We start from the raw sequence: 14,942 nt of genomic DNA, 5'->3' as shown, positions 1-14,942 counted from the left end.
AAAGGATTAAGATCGTAATGGACGTTGTACTATGGCATGAAGGGCTTCAGCAACAAGAGATTGCTGCTATTGAGAAGATACAAAAGCGTTTCCAGCCCGCCAAAGCAGGTAAGCAGAAAAGTAAAGGGCAATCCGGTAGCTCCATGGCCCAGCAGCTCGGAGCGCAGCTTGGAATTCCCCAAGACAGTATGTTCCCATGGAAAGGTTACGCAGGATTTCGCTTCACAGACTCAAAAGGAAAAGATGGTGAGTTTGACTTGGTTATTATCACGCACTGTAATATTCTGATCATTGAACTGAAAGACTGGAATCACGGTAAAATCACAGCTAATCGCGGGAAATGGTGCAAAAACGATCAAGAGATGGGGAACTCTCCGGTAGATGTAACCCAGCGAAAGCTCTACTTACTGCAAAATAAATTAAAAAAATACAAGAACAAGCTCTCTTCAGGGCGCCTGCCTAAAATTCATCATCTGGTGGTAATGACTGGAGATGCAGATTTTTCTCAACTTCCGGAGACTGACCTGCAACATACACTTACTCTGGATGAATTTCTATCTTATAAAGACAGAAATAAGTTTAATAAACGGTTCAGACCACATCCTGAGGCGGAACTTCGCAATGATGCGGCTGTTTTTGATCAAATTTTCAGCGAAGGTAATACAGCCCCCAAGCATATTTATATCAACGGTTACAAAGCTGTTGAGCACGTATTTAAACACCCTGCAGAGATTTATAAAGAATTTCGATCAATTTTAGAGCAAAGAAAAGAGGAAGAAGCTCTATTACGGGTTTGGGATTTCAACAAGATAGAAAATAAGGCTGCTAAAACACCTGAGGGCAGGCAACACATTGTTAGCCGTGAGCGCGATGTTCTTAGCTTGATCAAACATCAAAAGCCCGAGCTATATAATTATTGCCTGAGAGCTCTCCCTGGAAGCTCTTATGAAGGCAATATTCCTTCAGAGTACTGTGAATTATATGAACTACCGCCCAGCCATCAGCGCTTGAATGAGTTTATTGGCAGATTTTCAGAACCACTTTCTGAAAGTGACCGGTTCAGTATTGTTAAGTTATTGGTTGCCAAGTTTGCGGATCTCCACGAGATCAAGGTGGCTCACCGGGATATAGGTAGCCACTCCATCTGGATATCGCCAAGTCGGGATATTGCACTTTCAAGCTTTATTTCAGCCTATGACCAGAGAGCTGGAACTGTGGGGGATATTCGAGAACTGATTTCGGTGAGTGAGGCTAAAGCGCCATTCGGTATGACTGTTCAGCCAACCACGACACCTTTTCAGATTGATGTGCATGCACTTATTGTACTGTCATGGCACATACTTGAAGGCCGCCGTATATCTCCCGAAAGCCTGAAAGGATTGGATGAAAAAATCGAAAACTCTGCAACCTGGTATAAAAATATTTTCCTGGATGGCATGCGCCACCAAGGCTTTAAGGATGCTGGAGAGTTTTTTTCATCGCTTAAAGAACATGAGCCGCATGATACAAGTGAGTTCGAATTCGACATTTCTGAACTGGATGTTTTTCAGAAGCCATTCAAGGTTGAGCGGCAATACCCTGAAGATCAACTACTGAAGGAATCAGATACCAAAGAAGTTTATAGGTCTGACAATCAACTGGTGAAGGTCTGGCTAAATGTGCATCCTTCGAGCAATGACCCTGAGCAGGGTTATCGCTCTCTACACTTTTGTAAAACGCTCACCTCCTTGAAAAGCCTTTCTCCGGACTATTTACCTGAGATTCATGATTTCGGGCTGTCCGCCCGTTCTAGCAGCCTGTTTCTGGTCACCGACTATGTTGAAGGTGAAACTTGGGAAACGGCAGCAACGAGCTATACAGATGAGCAAAAGAAACTATTGATTGAGAGCCTTATTTCCGCTACCACGCATCTTCATGGTCTGAATTTATATCATGGTGATCTTCATCCAGAAAATCTGCTCATAACAAATCCTGAGCATCCTCAAGTTAAGTTTCTTGATCTGCCCGACTTCAGCGTATTTGGCAAAGAGTCTTTTAATCATCTCTACAGTCCTGAGAACATTGATGGTTGTTCCGGACAAGAGCGAGACAACTTCGCAGTGATGAGGATGACCTGCGACTTGTTTGGCATGGGGTGGAATCAGGATTCTGAGGCATACCCTAAGATTTGTACTGCAGTTCGCCGGGAAATAGAAGATATTGATGCAGGATTCAGGAGCCTCGAGCGATTTATTGAGGCTCTCAAGCCTGATAATAATGAACTCAATGAAGATATTGAAGTCATTGAAATCATTGAAATAAGGTTGAGAAATCTAAGTGAGGAGATCATTATTTACCCGGATAATGGTCAGCTTTTTGTAAGTGTAGAGCGGAGCAAGAAGAATCCAGACGAGGCAAGAGTTCGCTTTATCGGCTTGGGTGGGTCTGTAGACCTAATCTACAGTCCTCGCGAGAGTGCTTTTGTCGTTGGCTTCCAACCCAGAAGTAGAGATTCGGTTAGCAGGAAAGATGCTGACTCCAGTGACATTACGCTACCTTTTGCTATCCACATAATCAGTGAACATTTCTATGAACTCAGCGAGCTTAATCAAAGAATAAGCGAATTTGATGAGTTTAAAAGGGTCGTCAATACAAAGCTACGTCCAGAAAAAGAACCTGAAGCTATTTCCCCGATGGAAGTGGAAGCTACAGGTGAGTCTGCTGAAATATTCGCCTCTGCGCTTGTTGACGTAGAAGAACAAGCTGCCCTCAGCGTTACGCCTGATACCAAAGACTCAGAAGATATAACTTTTCAAACATCCGAACTTTGGAAAGCCGTCCTTGATACTGAAACAATGGCCCTGCCCTACATTGAGGTATCGGGTGATGTTTTTGTCCCTGAGAATAATAGCTCTAAGCTTGCTTTACCATATACACCGGAAGTGTCAGAAGGGCTGGAAAAGTTCAGAAAAGGGGATGATGTTGAGGTTCTTAAGATCAATGAAGAGCATGAAGACTCATGGCTGGGCGATGTTGACCTGAAAAAGTCAAGCATTAGTGAGGTTCATCTCAAGAAGATTTCACACCGCGCCAAAGCTCTTACTGATGGTGATATTGTTTATTTCAGAACCAAAATGGACAGGTCTTCCTATCAAAAGAGGAAAAATGCCCTTAAGCGCATACTGGATCGAAGCAGTGTCATACCCAATCTTACAGAGTATTTTGATCCTGAGTGTCAGCTACAGGCGATTGAGTACCCCATTGAGATAACTGATCAGGATTTCACCAGATATGACAGGCCTGACGACCATGGGAATGCCATCAGCCTGAATCCCCAGCAACGACTGGCATTCCGGAATCTGGTGCGATATGGACCACTGTCGCTACTGCAGGGACCTCCCGGTACAGGGAAGACTGAATTCATTGCAGCCTTCGTACATTTTCTTGTTGAAAAGGAGAAGGTAAATAGCATTCTGTTGGTCAGCCAGTCCCATGAAGCAGTAAATACCGCCGCAGAACGGATTCGTAAACACTGTCGAAGGCTGGATACACCATTAGAGGTTGTTCGCTTCAGTAACCGTGAATCCACTGTTTCTGACTCCCTGAAAGATGTATATGCAGGCTCAATAGTTAATGTAAAAAGGGAACTTTTCAGGGTAGAAGCCAGTCACAAAATTATGGCCATGAGTAAAGTTCTGGGAGTTGAGAAGGATTATCTCAAGGATCTTACACAAGCTGAATTCAAGTTATTCAGTAAGATGGATGCTCTAAAGGCACTGGATAACCAGTCAGCAGATGATAATGACGATCAAGATCAGGTTAAAAATCTTACCAGAGCAAGAAAAGAGCTGATCGCTTCCATAACCGAGAGCCTGCGTGAAGACTTTAGCATCAGCTGGAATACAGAAGATTCAGTGGAGGATGTGAAATCCAAGATTTATCAGAAACTGGAATACCAGTTTGATCTACAGCCTAATGAAACCCTAAAAGCTAAAGCGCTGGTGAAAATATACATGGATATGCTGGATGCTCTAGCAATGGATCGAGTGAATTATGATGAGTTCCTTGCCAGATCAAGACAGCTGGTCACGGGTACCTGTGTGGGTATTGGTCAGCGGCATATGGGAATAGGTGAACAGCAGTATGATTGGGTCATCATTGATGAAGCTGCCCGCTCTATATCCAGCGAATTAGCGATCGCCATGCAAGTAGGCAAGCGAATCTTACTTGTTGGTGACCATAAACAGCTACCTCCGATGTATTCAAAACCGCACCAGAAAGCAATTGCCAAAAAACTGGGTGTAACTGCAGCGGCTGAAGATCTTGATGGCATACTCAAGAGCGATTTCGAGAGAGCTTTTGAGTCCGAGTATGGTAAGCAGGCACAAGCGCAGTTGCTGACTCAATATCGAATGATAGAGCCTATTGGTCGAATGGTTTCGGATTGCTTTTATGAGGGTAAGTTGGTTACCGGTGAACGCGCTGTACCTGACATTTACCACTTGGCTCCACAGACTTTGCAACACCCTGTTACCTGGCTAGATACCGCAAGTCTTAAGTCGCAGGCTTATCATAATGAGGACAAGGGGGTCAGCATATACAATAGGACCGAGGCTGATCAGATCATCTCTCTGCTGAGAGAAATTGAGAGAAATACTGACTTTCTGGCTGAGCTAGGCCAACACCTCAAAGAGGGGGAAGCCGGTATTGGTGTTATTTGTATGTATGGGGAGCAGAAGCGGTTCATCAGGCAAAGGTTCAATGAAATTTCTTGGAGTGATGACTTTAAAAATATTGTCAAAATCGACACCGTTGACAGCTACCAGGGAAAGGAAAACCGGATCATTATTCTCTCTATAACTCGTGCGGATGGCAGGCAGTCTCCTGGCTTCCTTCACTCCCCTAATCGGATCAATGTTGCTCTTTCCAGGGCAATGGATCGACTTGTCATTGTGGGCTCAACAAACATGTGGAGTGGCAAAAATAAAGAGATGCCATTTGGCAGGGTTCTTAACCATATGGAAAGTAGCGGTACAGAGTACAGGGTGTTTAAAGCAAAAGGAAAAGGCCAGCAAAGGAGAAGTAAATAATGGAAAAAAATAACCCGGTCTGTTTCCACGAGCTGGATTTTGTTCTTCCTGTACACAGGTTTCATATCAGCTTTTCCTATACAGATGCTCAGAGACTATCTTTTATAAGGGAATTTATTCTCAGGATTGTCAATGTTTCCCCACTTACTCCGGGTGACCTGGCTCAGTTCTTTTCTCTCACAAAGAGAGAGCTGAACGAAGCGTTATCAGATCTTGTTACAAGTGGGGATCTCAGATACCGAGACGATGCCTGTGTTGAGCTCACCAGCCAAAGCCGATCATATTTTTCCAGAATGGAGGCGATACCCAAAGTCGAAAAAATTGATGAGTCCACTGGACATTTTAACTTCGAATTGTCGAGCCTTAACTATCTCGGGGCTAAAAAAATCAATGAGAACTGGAAGCTTGCACTCCGTCTCAATATTGACAATGAACGCAAGGCAAAGAGTGAAGTACTGGCCAGAAAAGCATTTCAACAGCACTTCCAGAACATTGTTGATAATGGTGATGTTAAGGGAATCACTGATAACGATGATAACCGTGTGAGCTTGTATAACGTCGGTGATGTAAGGAAAGTTATAGAGAAGCCCCTACGCATAAGTCATCGGTTCTCTGTGAGCCCTGTCGGAGACTTTCTTGAGAGAGGAGAAATCGCTGACCTTAAGGATTCATCGGAGGCAACTTCCCTTGTCACTGACGCTATTGATCTGCTAAAGCAACCTCTGAACGCTCTGGAGATATTCAAAGTCATAAATGAATTGGAGGATGATAAGAGTAAAATTTACATAACTGATGATGGGCTGGACATTCCTCGGATACTTTCTGACCGTAAGCATTCTGAGTCTCAAGGAACGCCCGTTACGCCCTTTCTTGGCATAACTTATACTCCAGACAACTGGATTCAGGTTGCTGAGGTTTTAGATAAAAATTCAAAAAAACCGAAAAAAGCGTCAGAGGAGCCTGCAGAGTTGATCTGGCTGGCACCAAGCAACCCATTCTGGGGGAAGTCAGAGAAAGTTCTCAGCTGCTTACAGTATATGCTGGACAAGTCCAAGACCTCTGGAAAAAAAGCCAAAAAGCTGTATAAGCCAAAGTTATATCTGCCGCTGACAGGAGAGAATAAAGACTGGTCCCGACGAAACTGGGGGGCAGAGTTTGAAGGGTTGGATAAGAATAGCCTGTTTGGTTATACCTGTGAATTCTGCAGAGGAAATGTTGAAGTTATTGTGCATAGTGATCTGTTTGCTGTTGTCAGCTATCACTTGTCAGCGCCGGAAACTTCACCAGTACCTATACCATTTGGCTTCATGACAACAGACAAAGGACAGATCGCTAATATCCGATCGCGGGTAAAAGGCTTTCTGGACGATATCGACAGCTCTACAGGAAAAGCTCATGATGCAGGGCTGTTGAGGCCTAAATAGTTTTTTTGGTGATGGGACTTCATACAGTCAAATGAAGCCCGAGCGTTTTCATCAGTCAAGTGCGCCCTGCCATAGCCCCTCGTTTATAGTTAAAAAATATTTGGTTAAAAAGGACTACACTCGAAACCGGGTGCCTTTCAGGGATAAAATCGTACTTTCGTATTAGCCCTCTGGTATCCAGGATGACATACACAGAAGACCTCCTGATAGAACAACCTGCCATCAATCTGTTTGGAGAAATGGGGTGGGAAACAGCTATCTGCTGGGATGAGTCTTTTGGAGTTGACGGTACATTTGGGCGAGACAACCGTTCAGATGTCATCCTTTATCAACCACTGAAGGATGCCATTCGCAAACTGAACCCCGGTATAGATCCAGTCATTCTACAAAATGCAGTGGATGAAATGGCTCGTGACCGCAGTGCCATGAGCGCCATTGCGGCTAATGAAGAGATCCATCAGCTACTGAAGCAGGGCTATAAATTTGTGGACTCCAGCGATGACGGTGACGATGTTGTTGTTCGCTTTATCGACTGGAACAGTCCTGAAAACAATCATTTCCTGCTGTGCAGCCAGATGTTTATTTCTGGAGAAATTGAGACTCGCAGACCTGATCTGATCGGTTTTGTGAACGGCCTGCCATTAGTCTTTATTGAGCTGAAAGCCAGCCATAAGCAACTGATCAATGCCTATAAAGATAACCTCAAAGATTACCGGAATACGATTCCACAGCTGTTTCACTATAACCAGCTGATCATCCTTTCTAACGGCATTCAGTCCAGGGTTGGCACGGTTTCCAGTCAATGGGAGCATTTTTCTGAATGGAAAAAAATAGCCAGTGAAGATGAAGAACGTAAAGTTAGCCTGGAAGTAGCGATTCGTGGAACCTGCGACAAGTCCCGCTTGCTTGATCTGGTTGAGAACTTCACGCTGTTCGTGAAAACCAGGCACACCATAAAAGTTCTGGCCAAATACCACCAATATCTTGGTGTAAACGAGAGCCTGGCCGGGCTGGAAAATATAAAGCAGCGCAATGGGCAGCTTGGCGTTTTCTGGCATACCCAAGGGAGTGGCAAGAGCTTCTCAATGGTGTTTTTTACCCAGAAAGCATTTCGCAAGTACCCCGGTAACTGGACATTTTTCGTGGTTACAGACAGGGCTGATCTGGATGAACAAATTTACAAAACCTTCAACACGACAGGTATGCTGAATGAGCTATGCCAGGCAGAGTCTGGGGCAGAGCTGAAACAGTTGCTGAGTGAAGACCATCGGTTTGTTTTTACGCTGATTCAAAAATTCAAGGGTGATAATTACCCTGTGCTCTCAGAGCGTGATGACATCGTTGTTATCACTGATGAAGCTCATCGCAGTCAGTATGCTTCTTTGGCAATGAATATGCGTAAGTCTATGCCCAATGCTGGCTTTATGGCTTTTACTGGGACACCGTTACTGGCAGATAAAACCGATGAAGGTAAAACCCGGGAGGTCTTCGGTGATTATGTCAGTATCTATAACTTTGCTGATGCGGTAGATGATGGCGCTACCCTGCCACTCTATTATGAAAATCGAGTACCAGAAGTCAGCCTGAATCGTGAGGATCTCGGTAAAGACTTGTTGGAGATACTCGACAATGCTGACCTGACCGAAGAGCAACAGTCCAAACTGGAAACTGAGTTTGCCCGTGCGTACCACATCATTACCCGTGGTGACCGGCTTGATACTGTTGCCAAAGATCTGGTGAGTTACCATATCAATAGGGAGCCCTTTTCCGGTGGCTTGTGGGGCAAGGCGATGGTGGTATCCATCGATAAAGCCACTGCGATCAAGATGTATGACAAAGTTCAGCACCACTGGAAGCTCACTCTGGAAAGCTTAAAGACCCGGATTCGGTTCGCTTCTGGCAGCAGTCAGCAAAAGCTCCATGACCAGATCGCTTATATGGAAAGTTCCGATATGGCTGTGGTGGTCTCCAGCAGCCAGAATGATCATGAGCGGTTGGCAAAAAAAGGATTGGATTTTCGTCCTCATCGGGAACGGATGATCAAAGAGGATTTGGACGATAAGTTTAAAGACCCGGAAGACCCGCTCCGGATCGTTTTTGTCTGTGCTATGTGGCTCACTGGTTTTGATGCCCAGAGTGTTTCCACGCTCTACCTGGACAAGCCTCTTAAAAATCATACCCTGATGCAAACGATTGCTAGGGCTAACCGGGTTTTTCCGGGGAAGCCCTGCGGACAGATTGTTGACTACATCAATATATTTGGTGCACTACAGACCGCCTTGGGGCGCTATGGTGGTGGTGTCGCTGAAGATGGGCAGATTTATGATGTCCCTGAAGATGTTGGCTCTCCTGCAAACAGCAAATTGGAGCTATTAAATGCGCTGACTCAGGCAGTGGTAGAACTAAAGCTGTTTCTGACGGAGCAAGAAATTAATCTGGCAGCAATTATTGCAACCCCACCTACCGACTTCAGAAAACTGCAACTATTGGATGAAGCCAGTGACAAGCTGCTGGAACCCGCGAATAAAAACACCTTTACATCCTTTGTCAGACAGATTAACCGTATTTTTAAAGCAATTCTTCCAGACAGCAGCGCCGACAGCTATGTGCAGGAACGCATTGCCATCAATGTTATCTACAAGCAGATGAGAGAAAAGTCTGGCCTCAGTGTTGATGATGAAGATGTTCTGGATGTGGTGCGTCACCAGGTTAATGAGTTGCTGGATGAGTCCATTGAAACCATCAAAATTGACTCAAATCTACCTGATCCTGTGAATATTGCCGGTATTGACTTTGATGCTCTGGCGGAAATGGTCAGCAACGTGACCAGGCCCCGGGTTTCCGATGCTGAGAAATTAAAAAATCTGATCGCTCGCAAACTGACCCCCATGGTCGCCAGAAATAAAAGCCGACAGGATTTACAGCAGAAGTTTAAAGAGCTTGCGGAAGAATATAATCTTGGAGCCTATACCGCAGAAGAGTTCTTCCGCAAACTCCAGTCTTTTATCCAGACATTGAGTGATGAGGAGTCCCGTACTGTTCGGGAAGGGTTGTCTGAAGAGGAGATGGCGATTTTTGATCTGCTCAGTAAGGGTGTTCAGCTTTCTGAGAAAGATCGAAATGAAGTCAAAAAGGTAGCAAAAGATCTAACGGATAGAATGAAAGGGGTGCTGGTACTTGACTGGCGCAAGAAACAGCGCACCAAGGCCCGGGTCCGTAGCTTTATCGAGGAAATGCTGGATCAGCTGCCCGAAGTTTACGATGACAATTTGTGGCCTCGGGCATGTGATGACGTATTTTTGCATATCTTCGATAAGTATCCTGGGCAGGGGGTTAGCCCTTACCACTGACAGGTGTCTTGGCTACAGGTATCCCTGTATATAAACCGTTTTTAGTGCAATGAAAAGCCAAGAAAGAAAGTGACAGCAGAGCACTCACAACTCCCAGTCAAAAAGATCTCTGATTTTTATCCCCAAAGCTTTGGCCAAGCGACTCATACTGACCAGAGTAATATTCTTTTCCCCTCGCTCGATATCGCCTATATAAGTGCGATTAAGTCCAGCCATGTGAGCTAACTCCTCTTGGGTGAGAAGCTGCTCCTGCCGTATCTCTCGTAAACGATTTCCAAACTCTTTCTGAACGGTGGTCAAACTTCGTATCCTTCTCAATGAAGAGAAAATACTGATTTGCACCATGCTTTTCGCTCTACCGTCTATAATGGGCATTTTGTATCTTTGTCGGAGAACTCCGTAGCAATGCTTCGGCGGGAGTAGCTGGATATGGGCAGAAAGACTACCACTAAAGCGTTTCGGGAACGTGCAGTGTCGATGGTACTGGCAGGGCAGACACCGGAAAATGTGGCTGATGAGTTAGGTGTAGAGTCCCAGAAAGTACGACGATGGTTTAATAATGCAATAAATAAATCCGCTTCTGTTAACCCCGGTATCTTTGGTGTTTCAGTGAGCAGTACACCAATCACAAAGCCCTTGGGGGGAGATAAAAACCACATTGATCGAGAGAAGCGCAAGTTGGAGCAAGAAAATAAGCATTTAAGGGAGCTGGTACATCTGAGTACCCAATGGATTTCAGCCTATATTGCAATGCAAACTGAACACCGTACAGGAAACTAATACCCGCATGTTAATACGCCCGAATCCCAAACCGTCAGAGTCATTGGAGAGTTATATGATCCGGCTGGCGGATTTGTATGGCTATACTCCAAAACAGCTCATTGAACGGTTTCATATTATTTTAGATGAAGCTGATCAAAAGCTGGCTGGCTCACTACCCGGTCATCTTCAGCAACTGAATGTCTACCATGCAAATACGTCATCAGCCTTACGTATTGAGTGCCTTGAGTTACTTGCCGAGAAAATGTGTAAAGGTCGCCTGCCTATCATGGGAATGGCCGTTTTTCGATCACCGACCAAATACGCCTCACGGCATAGTTCACTGTACTGGCAAGGGCTCGATATCCCACGCTTTTTCGTTCGTAAAGACTCGATACCAATATGCCCAAAATGTTTCCAGGAATCAGAAAAAGCATTTGTGCCATTCTACTGGCATCTTCACTTGGTAAGAGTCTGTCCGCTCCACGGCTGCAAACTGATTGCAGTCTGTCCTGATTGTTCTCACGACCTTAACTATATCCGTGATAGCAATTTATCCGGGTGTTCTTGTGGTAAAAAATACAGAGATATGCCTATAGAATCGGCTTCCGCCCCCTTCATAAATATTGCCAACAAGATCCAAGATAAAAAAACCGAAGATTTCAGTGATGAAAATCTTTTATATAAGCTTAGCGATCCCCATCAGATTTTTGGTGCTATGCTCTGGTACTACTCTTATGTCCCTGAGCGTGGGAGCTCACGGTGCCTTACAGATGAGACCATCACTGGATGTATTTCATTCTTTGATCAGTGGCCCAAAAATTTCAATAACCTTATGGAGGCCAAGATTAGAACAGCAATTATGCTTACTGATCGTCGATTTTCAGCAACATCTTTGCAATCAGTTTTTGGAAATCTGTTAATTAAAAGCAGACGCCTTCCAAGCAAAGCACTTTGTTTCAATCCAGTGTTGAAAGCTATTTTTGCTTATCTGGATTACTGCATACATACCGAGGGTGAACAGTCTGAGATTGGCTATGTTTTACTAAATGGTTTTGAGGTGGCAGCAATCCTTGATGCCGATGCTGAACAGGTGGCAAGGCTTGTCGATGAAGGGAAATTACGTTCGGCAAAGAGATTGAAAAATGACGCTGTATTCAATCCGAAGCGCCCACTATTCCCCTTGAAAAATGTATTTAATATCTGGCTATCACGATTTCAGTCGAGACTTTCTAACCGTCATATTTATTTATCCAGGTGGTAGTAGTGGCTGCACTTGATGAGTTGATAAAAAAAACAGATCGTAATAAGCAGAATGAAATGCTTAAAAGGACTTTTTCTGCCGATGCTGATCTGGTTGTTATTGATGGAAGAGAGTACGAAACCCTCCTCTTTCTTATAAATCGAACTATTAAAGGGAAAAAAGATTTTTCGGATGAAACATCTTTGAACTTACTCAAGGATGAAGCCTGGCGCAATGATGTCCTCAAGGTTACGGAGTGGATACACACCCACAATCTTAAATGTCCCTACAGCAAAGCAGATGGATGCATCTTCTACTATGAAGAAGCATTACATCTACGTAAAACGAAGATTCTCGGCTACGCCAAAGACTCAAAACAAATCAACAAATGCCAGTTTATGGTTACAGAGTTTATTTATAACGGAACAGTTACCAGTTTGGTTGAGCAATTTGCTTCGTACAAAAACGGGGAAAACAACCTTGTTGATAAACTGGTTGAAGCCGGATTTCCGAAAGAGCGCATCCCTCTATTTAAAGAAAAATGTTCAGCCGCACTGGAGGTTCGGCTACCTGACTTTGTACATAAACACTGTAAGCAGGTGCGCTTTTTACAGAAGAACGGGGAATATATTGCTGTCACACCAGTTGTTAAAACTGAGACTCAACAAATAGTACACAACCTAGCTAAAGAATCAGGCATTTATGGATCGACAGTTTTTCATTACCGACCTTCATCCATTGGAAACCTTATCAGCGCTACAGGAGGAAGGGTCAGGTGTCTTAGCTATCACCCAAGCTTAGGAGATAAAGATAAAACTACAGACTATTTGTTTCAACAATGGAACCATAAACATCACCTCCTTAACGAGCGTGCACTATTTAGTAAACAAACATTTAGACTGCTGTTTGGAGTTCTTGAGCATAAGGCAAACTTTTCGACCTACCAAGCAGGCAAAGCCAGTAAAAAGCAGTACAACCAGCGCATGAGAAATTTAGCTGAGGATCTTTTTTCTGAAATTACATTTCTCAAAACCAAAGAGATAACGGACTATCCAGAACTGCACAGTTCATTTGCTGGAAGTCTTGAGCGAGAAGTTATTGAGGAGAGTTTTGAACTGGAAGAAGCGGTCAATCATTTTACCCGGCAAATACACGAGTTGCTGGAAAAAAGTGAACACCATCAGATTTTGGCATATGAGCCAGTGCTGATCGACGAAGTTGGTAATGCAGTCAGGTCGTATCTTTTGAAACAAAGCCAGCCGAAGGGAACACCTGGACACTTTGTTTATATTCATTTTGAAAGACTGCAGGCTTATGGAGCCAAATTACAGAGCAACTCTTACCTGATAGGAATACCTTCCCTTACAGCATTTTCAGGTTTTGTTCATGTTTTTTTATTGAGATTATTAAGGGTTAAAAAAACAGACGCTTCATTTGCTATAGCTCTTCGTCGATTTGATAGAAGGTCAGGCCACCCATTAGCAAAGAAAATTTGCAAGAAGAATGTAGTAAAAAATGATACTGTCATCGACAGTCAACATGGTGATATAGAATTTGACCTCATAATCCGACTTGATCAACCAGCCTCAAACTTGGACTTCAGTGAACGTAACTTATACCGCTGCCTGCCTAACCGCCTCGCTGGCGGCATTCTGTCTTCTCCAATCGCTGGCGTCTACCAAAAGCCATCTTTAGTTAGACGCTGTAATACTTATGAAGATGAGATTGAGCTTTTGAGGGGTTTTAGCAAGCTTTCAAGCTGTGCACGATTTATTTCTGATATTGATCCAGAGATTAGTTATAACAGCATGCAGAAATTGGCAGAGGTATTGAAAGATACCTACGGTGTATTTCCTGTGAATAAAGGCTTTAAATTTCTTGGAGCCCCGCAATTTCGACGAGGCAGTATTGCAGATACTCACGCATATGCTGAACCCATGACAGGGCTGGTTAAGCTAGTATCGCCTGCTTCGGTTGTCATAAACCCTGAAATAAGAAACCGAAGTTTTTGGAGAATGCAGGTTTCAAAATATTCTGTAGAACTAACTTCTGGTGAATCCAATGATAGAACTGTGTAAAAATTTATCGCAGATACGGTCCTTATTTTTTAGTCCCGCATTTTTTTATTGGGTGGATAAAAATACTCATGAGGAAATACCGCTAGAATGTAAGTCTAGAAAAATACTGGGGCTCAGAGACGGCTATTCAAAAGCATATAAGAAAGATGGTAGCGTTAAAAATGACCTTTCGCGCTTAGAACTGTCTTATGGTAACCCTCAGACCATTGACGAGTGTATTCTATCTCCGGAAGCGGAGTATGTTATTGTCAGATTCTCTCTTCAGGTTACTTCAAATAATCAAGACCTTCATTCATGCAATGAACCTGCTGTAAGGGATGCTCTTAAAGAGTTTGCGTCTGCCTGCAAGGAAACAGGCGTATATAAAGAGCTATCGCGGAGATACCTACTCAATATATTTATGGGGCGCTGGCTCTGGATGAATCAACGTACAAAAAGGACTGAAATCAGCCTGACAGACCTTGACGACGACCGTGTATATGTTCTTTCTGATGTACATAAAAGACGAAGAGTGAATGATCTTACAGGCTTTGAGCAAGAGTATAAAAAGCTTACTGAGCGATTTGCTCTTGCATTAACAGATAAATATGAGTATTGGGATGTTGTAGTAGAAGCAAAGCTAAAACTCCGCCCTTTTGCTGAAATTTTTCCTAGCCAAACCTTTTCAGAGGCTAACAAAGATAGAAGTCGCGTATACTCAACCTTCAGGTCAGGAGAAAAAGAGCAGCTAATTTTCACTTCTCATAAAATCGGGGCTGCAATTCAGATGATTGATGATTGGCATCCCGGGGCAGACTCATTGATCCGAGTGTCATCATATGGCTCTGACCGAGAGAATGCGACTGCCCACCGCCATCCGGATACTGGTTATGATGTGTACTCAATCATGCGGCAGGCTGATGAACTGGCGATTTTGATGAATAGCGGTAAAAAGATCGATACAGTTACAATGGGTAAGATCTATTATCTGGCTGCTATGATGGTTTGCGGCGGTATGCGTCAGGTTGGGGAGGAATAAT

Annotated in this window: 8 protein-coding genes; 7 read left to right on the top strand and 1 reads right to left on the bottom strand. The window is 43.9% G+C overall.

Going from position 1 to position 14,942, the window contains the following annotated elements; translation table 11 throughout:
• Positions 1–17 precede the first annotated feature (17 nt).
• The 3 genes from ACOJUN_RS15245 (at position 18) to ACOJUN_RS15235 (ending at position 9,843) form a co-directional block, all read left to right on the top strand.
• Positions 18–5,069 carry an AAA domain-containing protein gene (locus ACOJUN_RS15245; RefSeq protein WP_422132793.1) on the top strand — a complete coding sequence of 1,684 codons (5,052 nt, stop codon included), beginning with the start codon at positions 18–20 and terminating at the stop codon, positions 5,067–5,069.
• On the top strand, positions 5,069–6,493 hold the full coding sequence (locus ACOJUN_RS15240; protein WP_422132792.1) for a hypothetical protein: 1,425 nt from the start codon (positions 5,069–5,071) through the stop codon (positions 6,491–6,493). The genes ACOJUN_RS15245 and ACOJUN_RS15240 overlap by 1 nt, the downstream gene beginning before the upstream one ends.
• A 182-nt stretch (positions 6,494–6,675) precedes the next feature.
• Positions 6,676–9,843, top strand: a complete 3,168-nt coding sequence (locus tag ACOJUN_RS15235; protein WP_422132791.1) for a type I restriction endonuclease subunit R — start codon at positions 6,676–6,678, stop codon at positions 9,841–9,843.
• Positions 9,844–9,927: 84 nt separating this feature from the next.
• Here the strand turns inward: ACOJUN_RS15235 and ACOJUN_RS15230 are convergent, their stop codons facing one another.
• Positions 9,928–10,143: a helix-turn-helix domain-containing protein gene (locus tag ACOJUN_RS15230; protein ID WP_422132790.1), complete on the bottom strand. Its 216-nt coding sequence runs from the start codon at positions 10,141–10,143 to the stop codon at positions 9,928–9,930.
• Positions 10,144–10,272: 129 nt separating this feature from the next.
• On the opposite strand from ACOJUN_RS15230, the gene ACOJUN_RS15225 reads away from it, so the two are divergent.
• From ACOJUN_RS15225 to csy3, 4 genes are read left to right on the top strand one after another with little or no spacing between them, the layout of a single operon-like run.
• The gene (locus ACOJUN_RS15225; RefSeq protein ID WP_422132789.1) at positions 10,273–10,623 is read left to right on the top strand and encodes a hypothetical protein; all 351 of its coding nucleotides are present in this window, start codon (positions 10,273–10,275) and stop codon (positions 10,621–10,623) included.
• A 7-nt stretch (positions 10,624–10,630) separates the two neighbouring features.
• Positions 10,631–11,866 carry a TniQ family protein gene (locus ACOJUN_RS15220; protein WP_422132788.1) on the top strand — a complete coding sequence of 412 codons (1,236 nt, stop codon included), beginning with the start codon at positions 10,631–10,633 and terminating at the stop codon, positions 11,864–11,866.
• Positions 11,867–11,868: 2 nt separating this feature from the next.
• Positions 11,869–13,923 carry a hypothetical protein gene (locus ACOJUN_RS15215; RefSeq protein WP_422132787.1) on the top strand — a complete coding sequence of 685 codons (2,055 nt, stop codon included), beginning with the start codon at positions 11,869–11,871 and terminating at the stop codon, positions 13,921–13,923.
• Entirely contained in the window at positions 13,907–14,941 is a 1,035-nt protein-coding gene (gene csy3, locus ACOJUN_RS15210; protein WP_422132786.1) for a type I-F CRISPR-associated protein Csy3, read from the top strand. The genes ACOJUN_RS15215 and csy3 overlap by 17 nt, the downstream gene beginning before the upstream one ends.
• Position 14,942 lies beyond the last annotated feature (1 nt).

Source organism: Endozoicomonas sp. ALD040, assembly GCF_049275945.1.
Lineage (GTDB): Bacteria > Pseudomonadota > Gammaproteobacteria > Pseudomonadales > Endozoicomonadaceae > Endozoicomonas_A.
This window is presented reverse-complemented; position numbering and strand designations above follow the sequence as displayed.

Coding starts and splice junctions, on each gene's coding strand:
- ACOJUN_RS15225 (WP_422132789.1), top strand. CDS start 10,273: ATGGGCAGAAAGACTACCACTAAAGCGTTTCGGGAACGTGCAGTGTCG.
- ACOJUN_RS15235 (WP_422132791.1), top strand. CDS start 6,676: ATGACATACACAGAAGACCTCCTGATAGAACAACCTGCCATCAATCTG.
- ACOJUN_RS15245 (WP_422132793.1), top strand. CDS start 18: ATGGACGTTGTACTATGGCATGAAGGGCTTCAGCAACAAGAGATTGCT.
- csy3 (WP_422132786.1), top strand. CDS start 13,907: ATGATAGAACTGTGTAAAAATTTATCGCAGATACGGTCCTTATTTTTT.
- ACOJUN_RS15240 (WP_422132792.1), top strand. CDS start 5,069: ATGGAAAAAAATAACCCGGTCTGTTTCCACGAGCTGGATTTTGTTCTT.
- ACOJUN_RS15220 (WP_422132788.1), top strand. CDS start 10,631: ATGTTAATACGCCCGAATCCCAAACCGTCAGAGTCATTGGAGAGTTAT.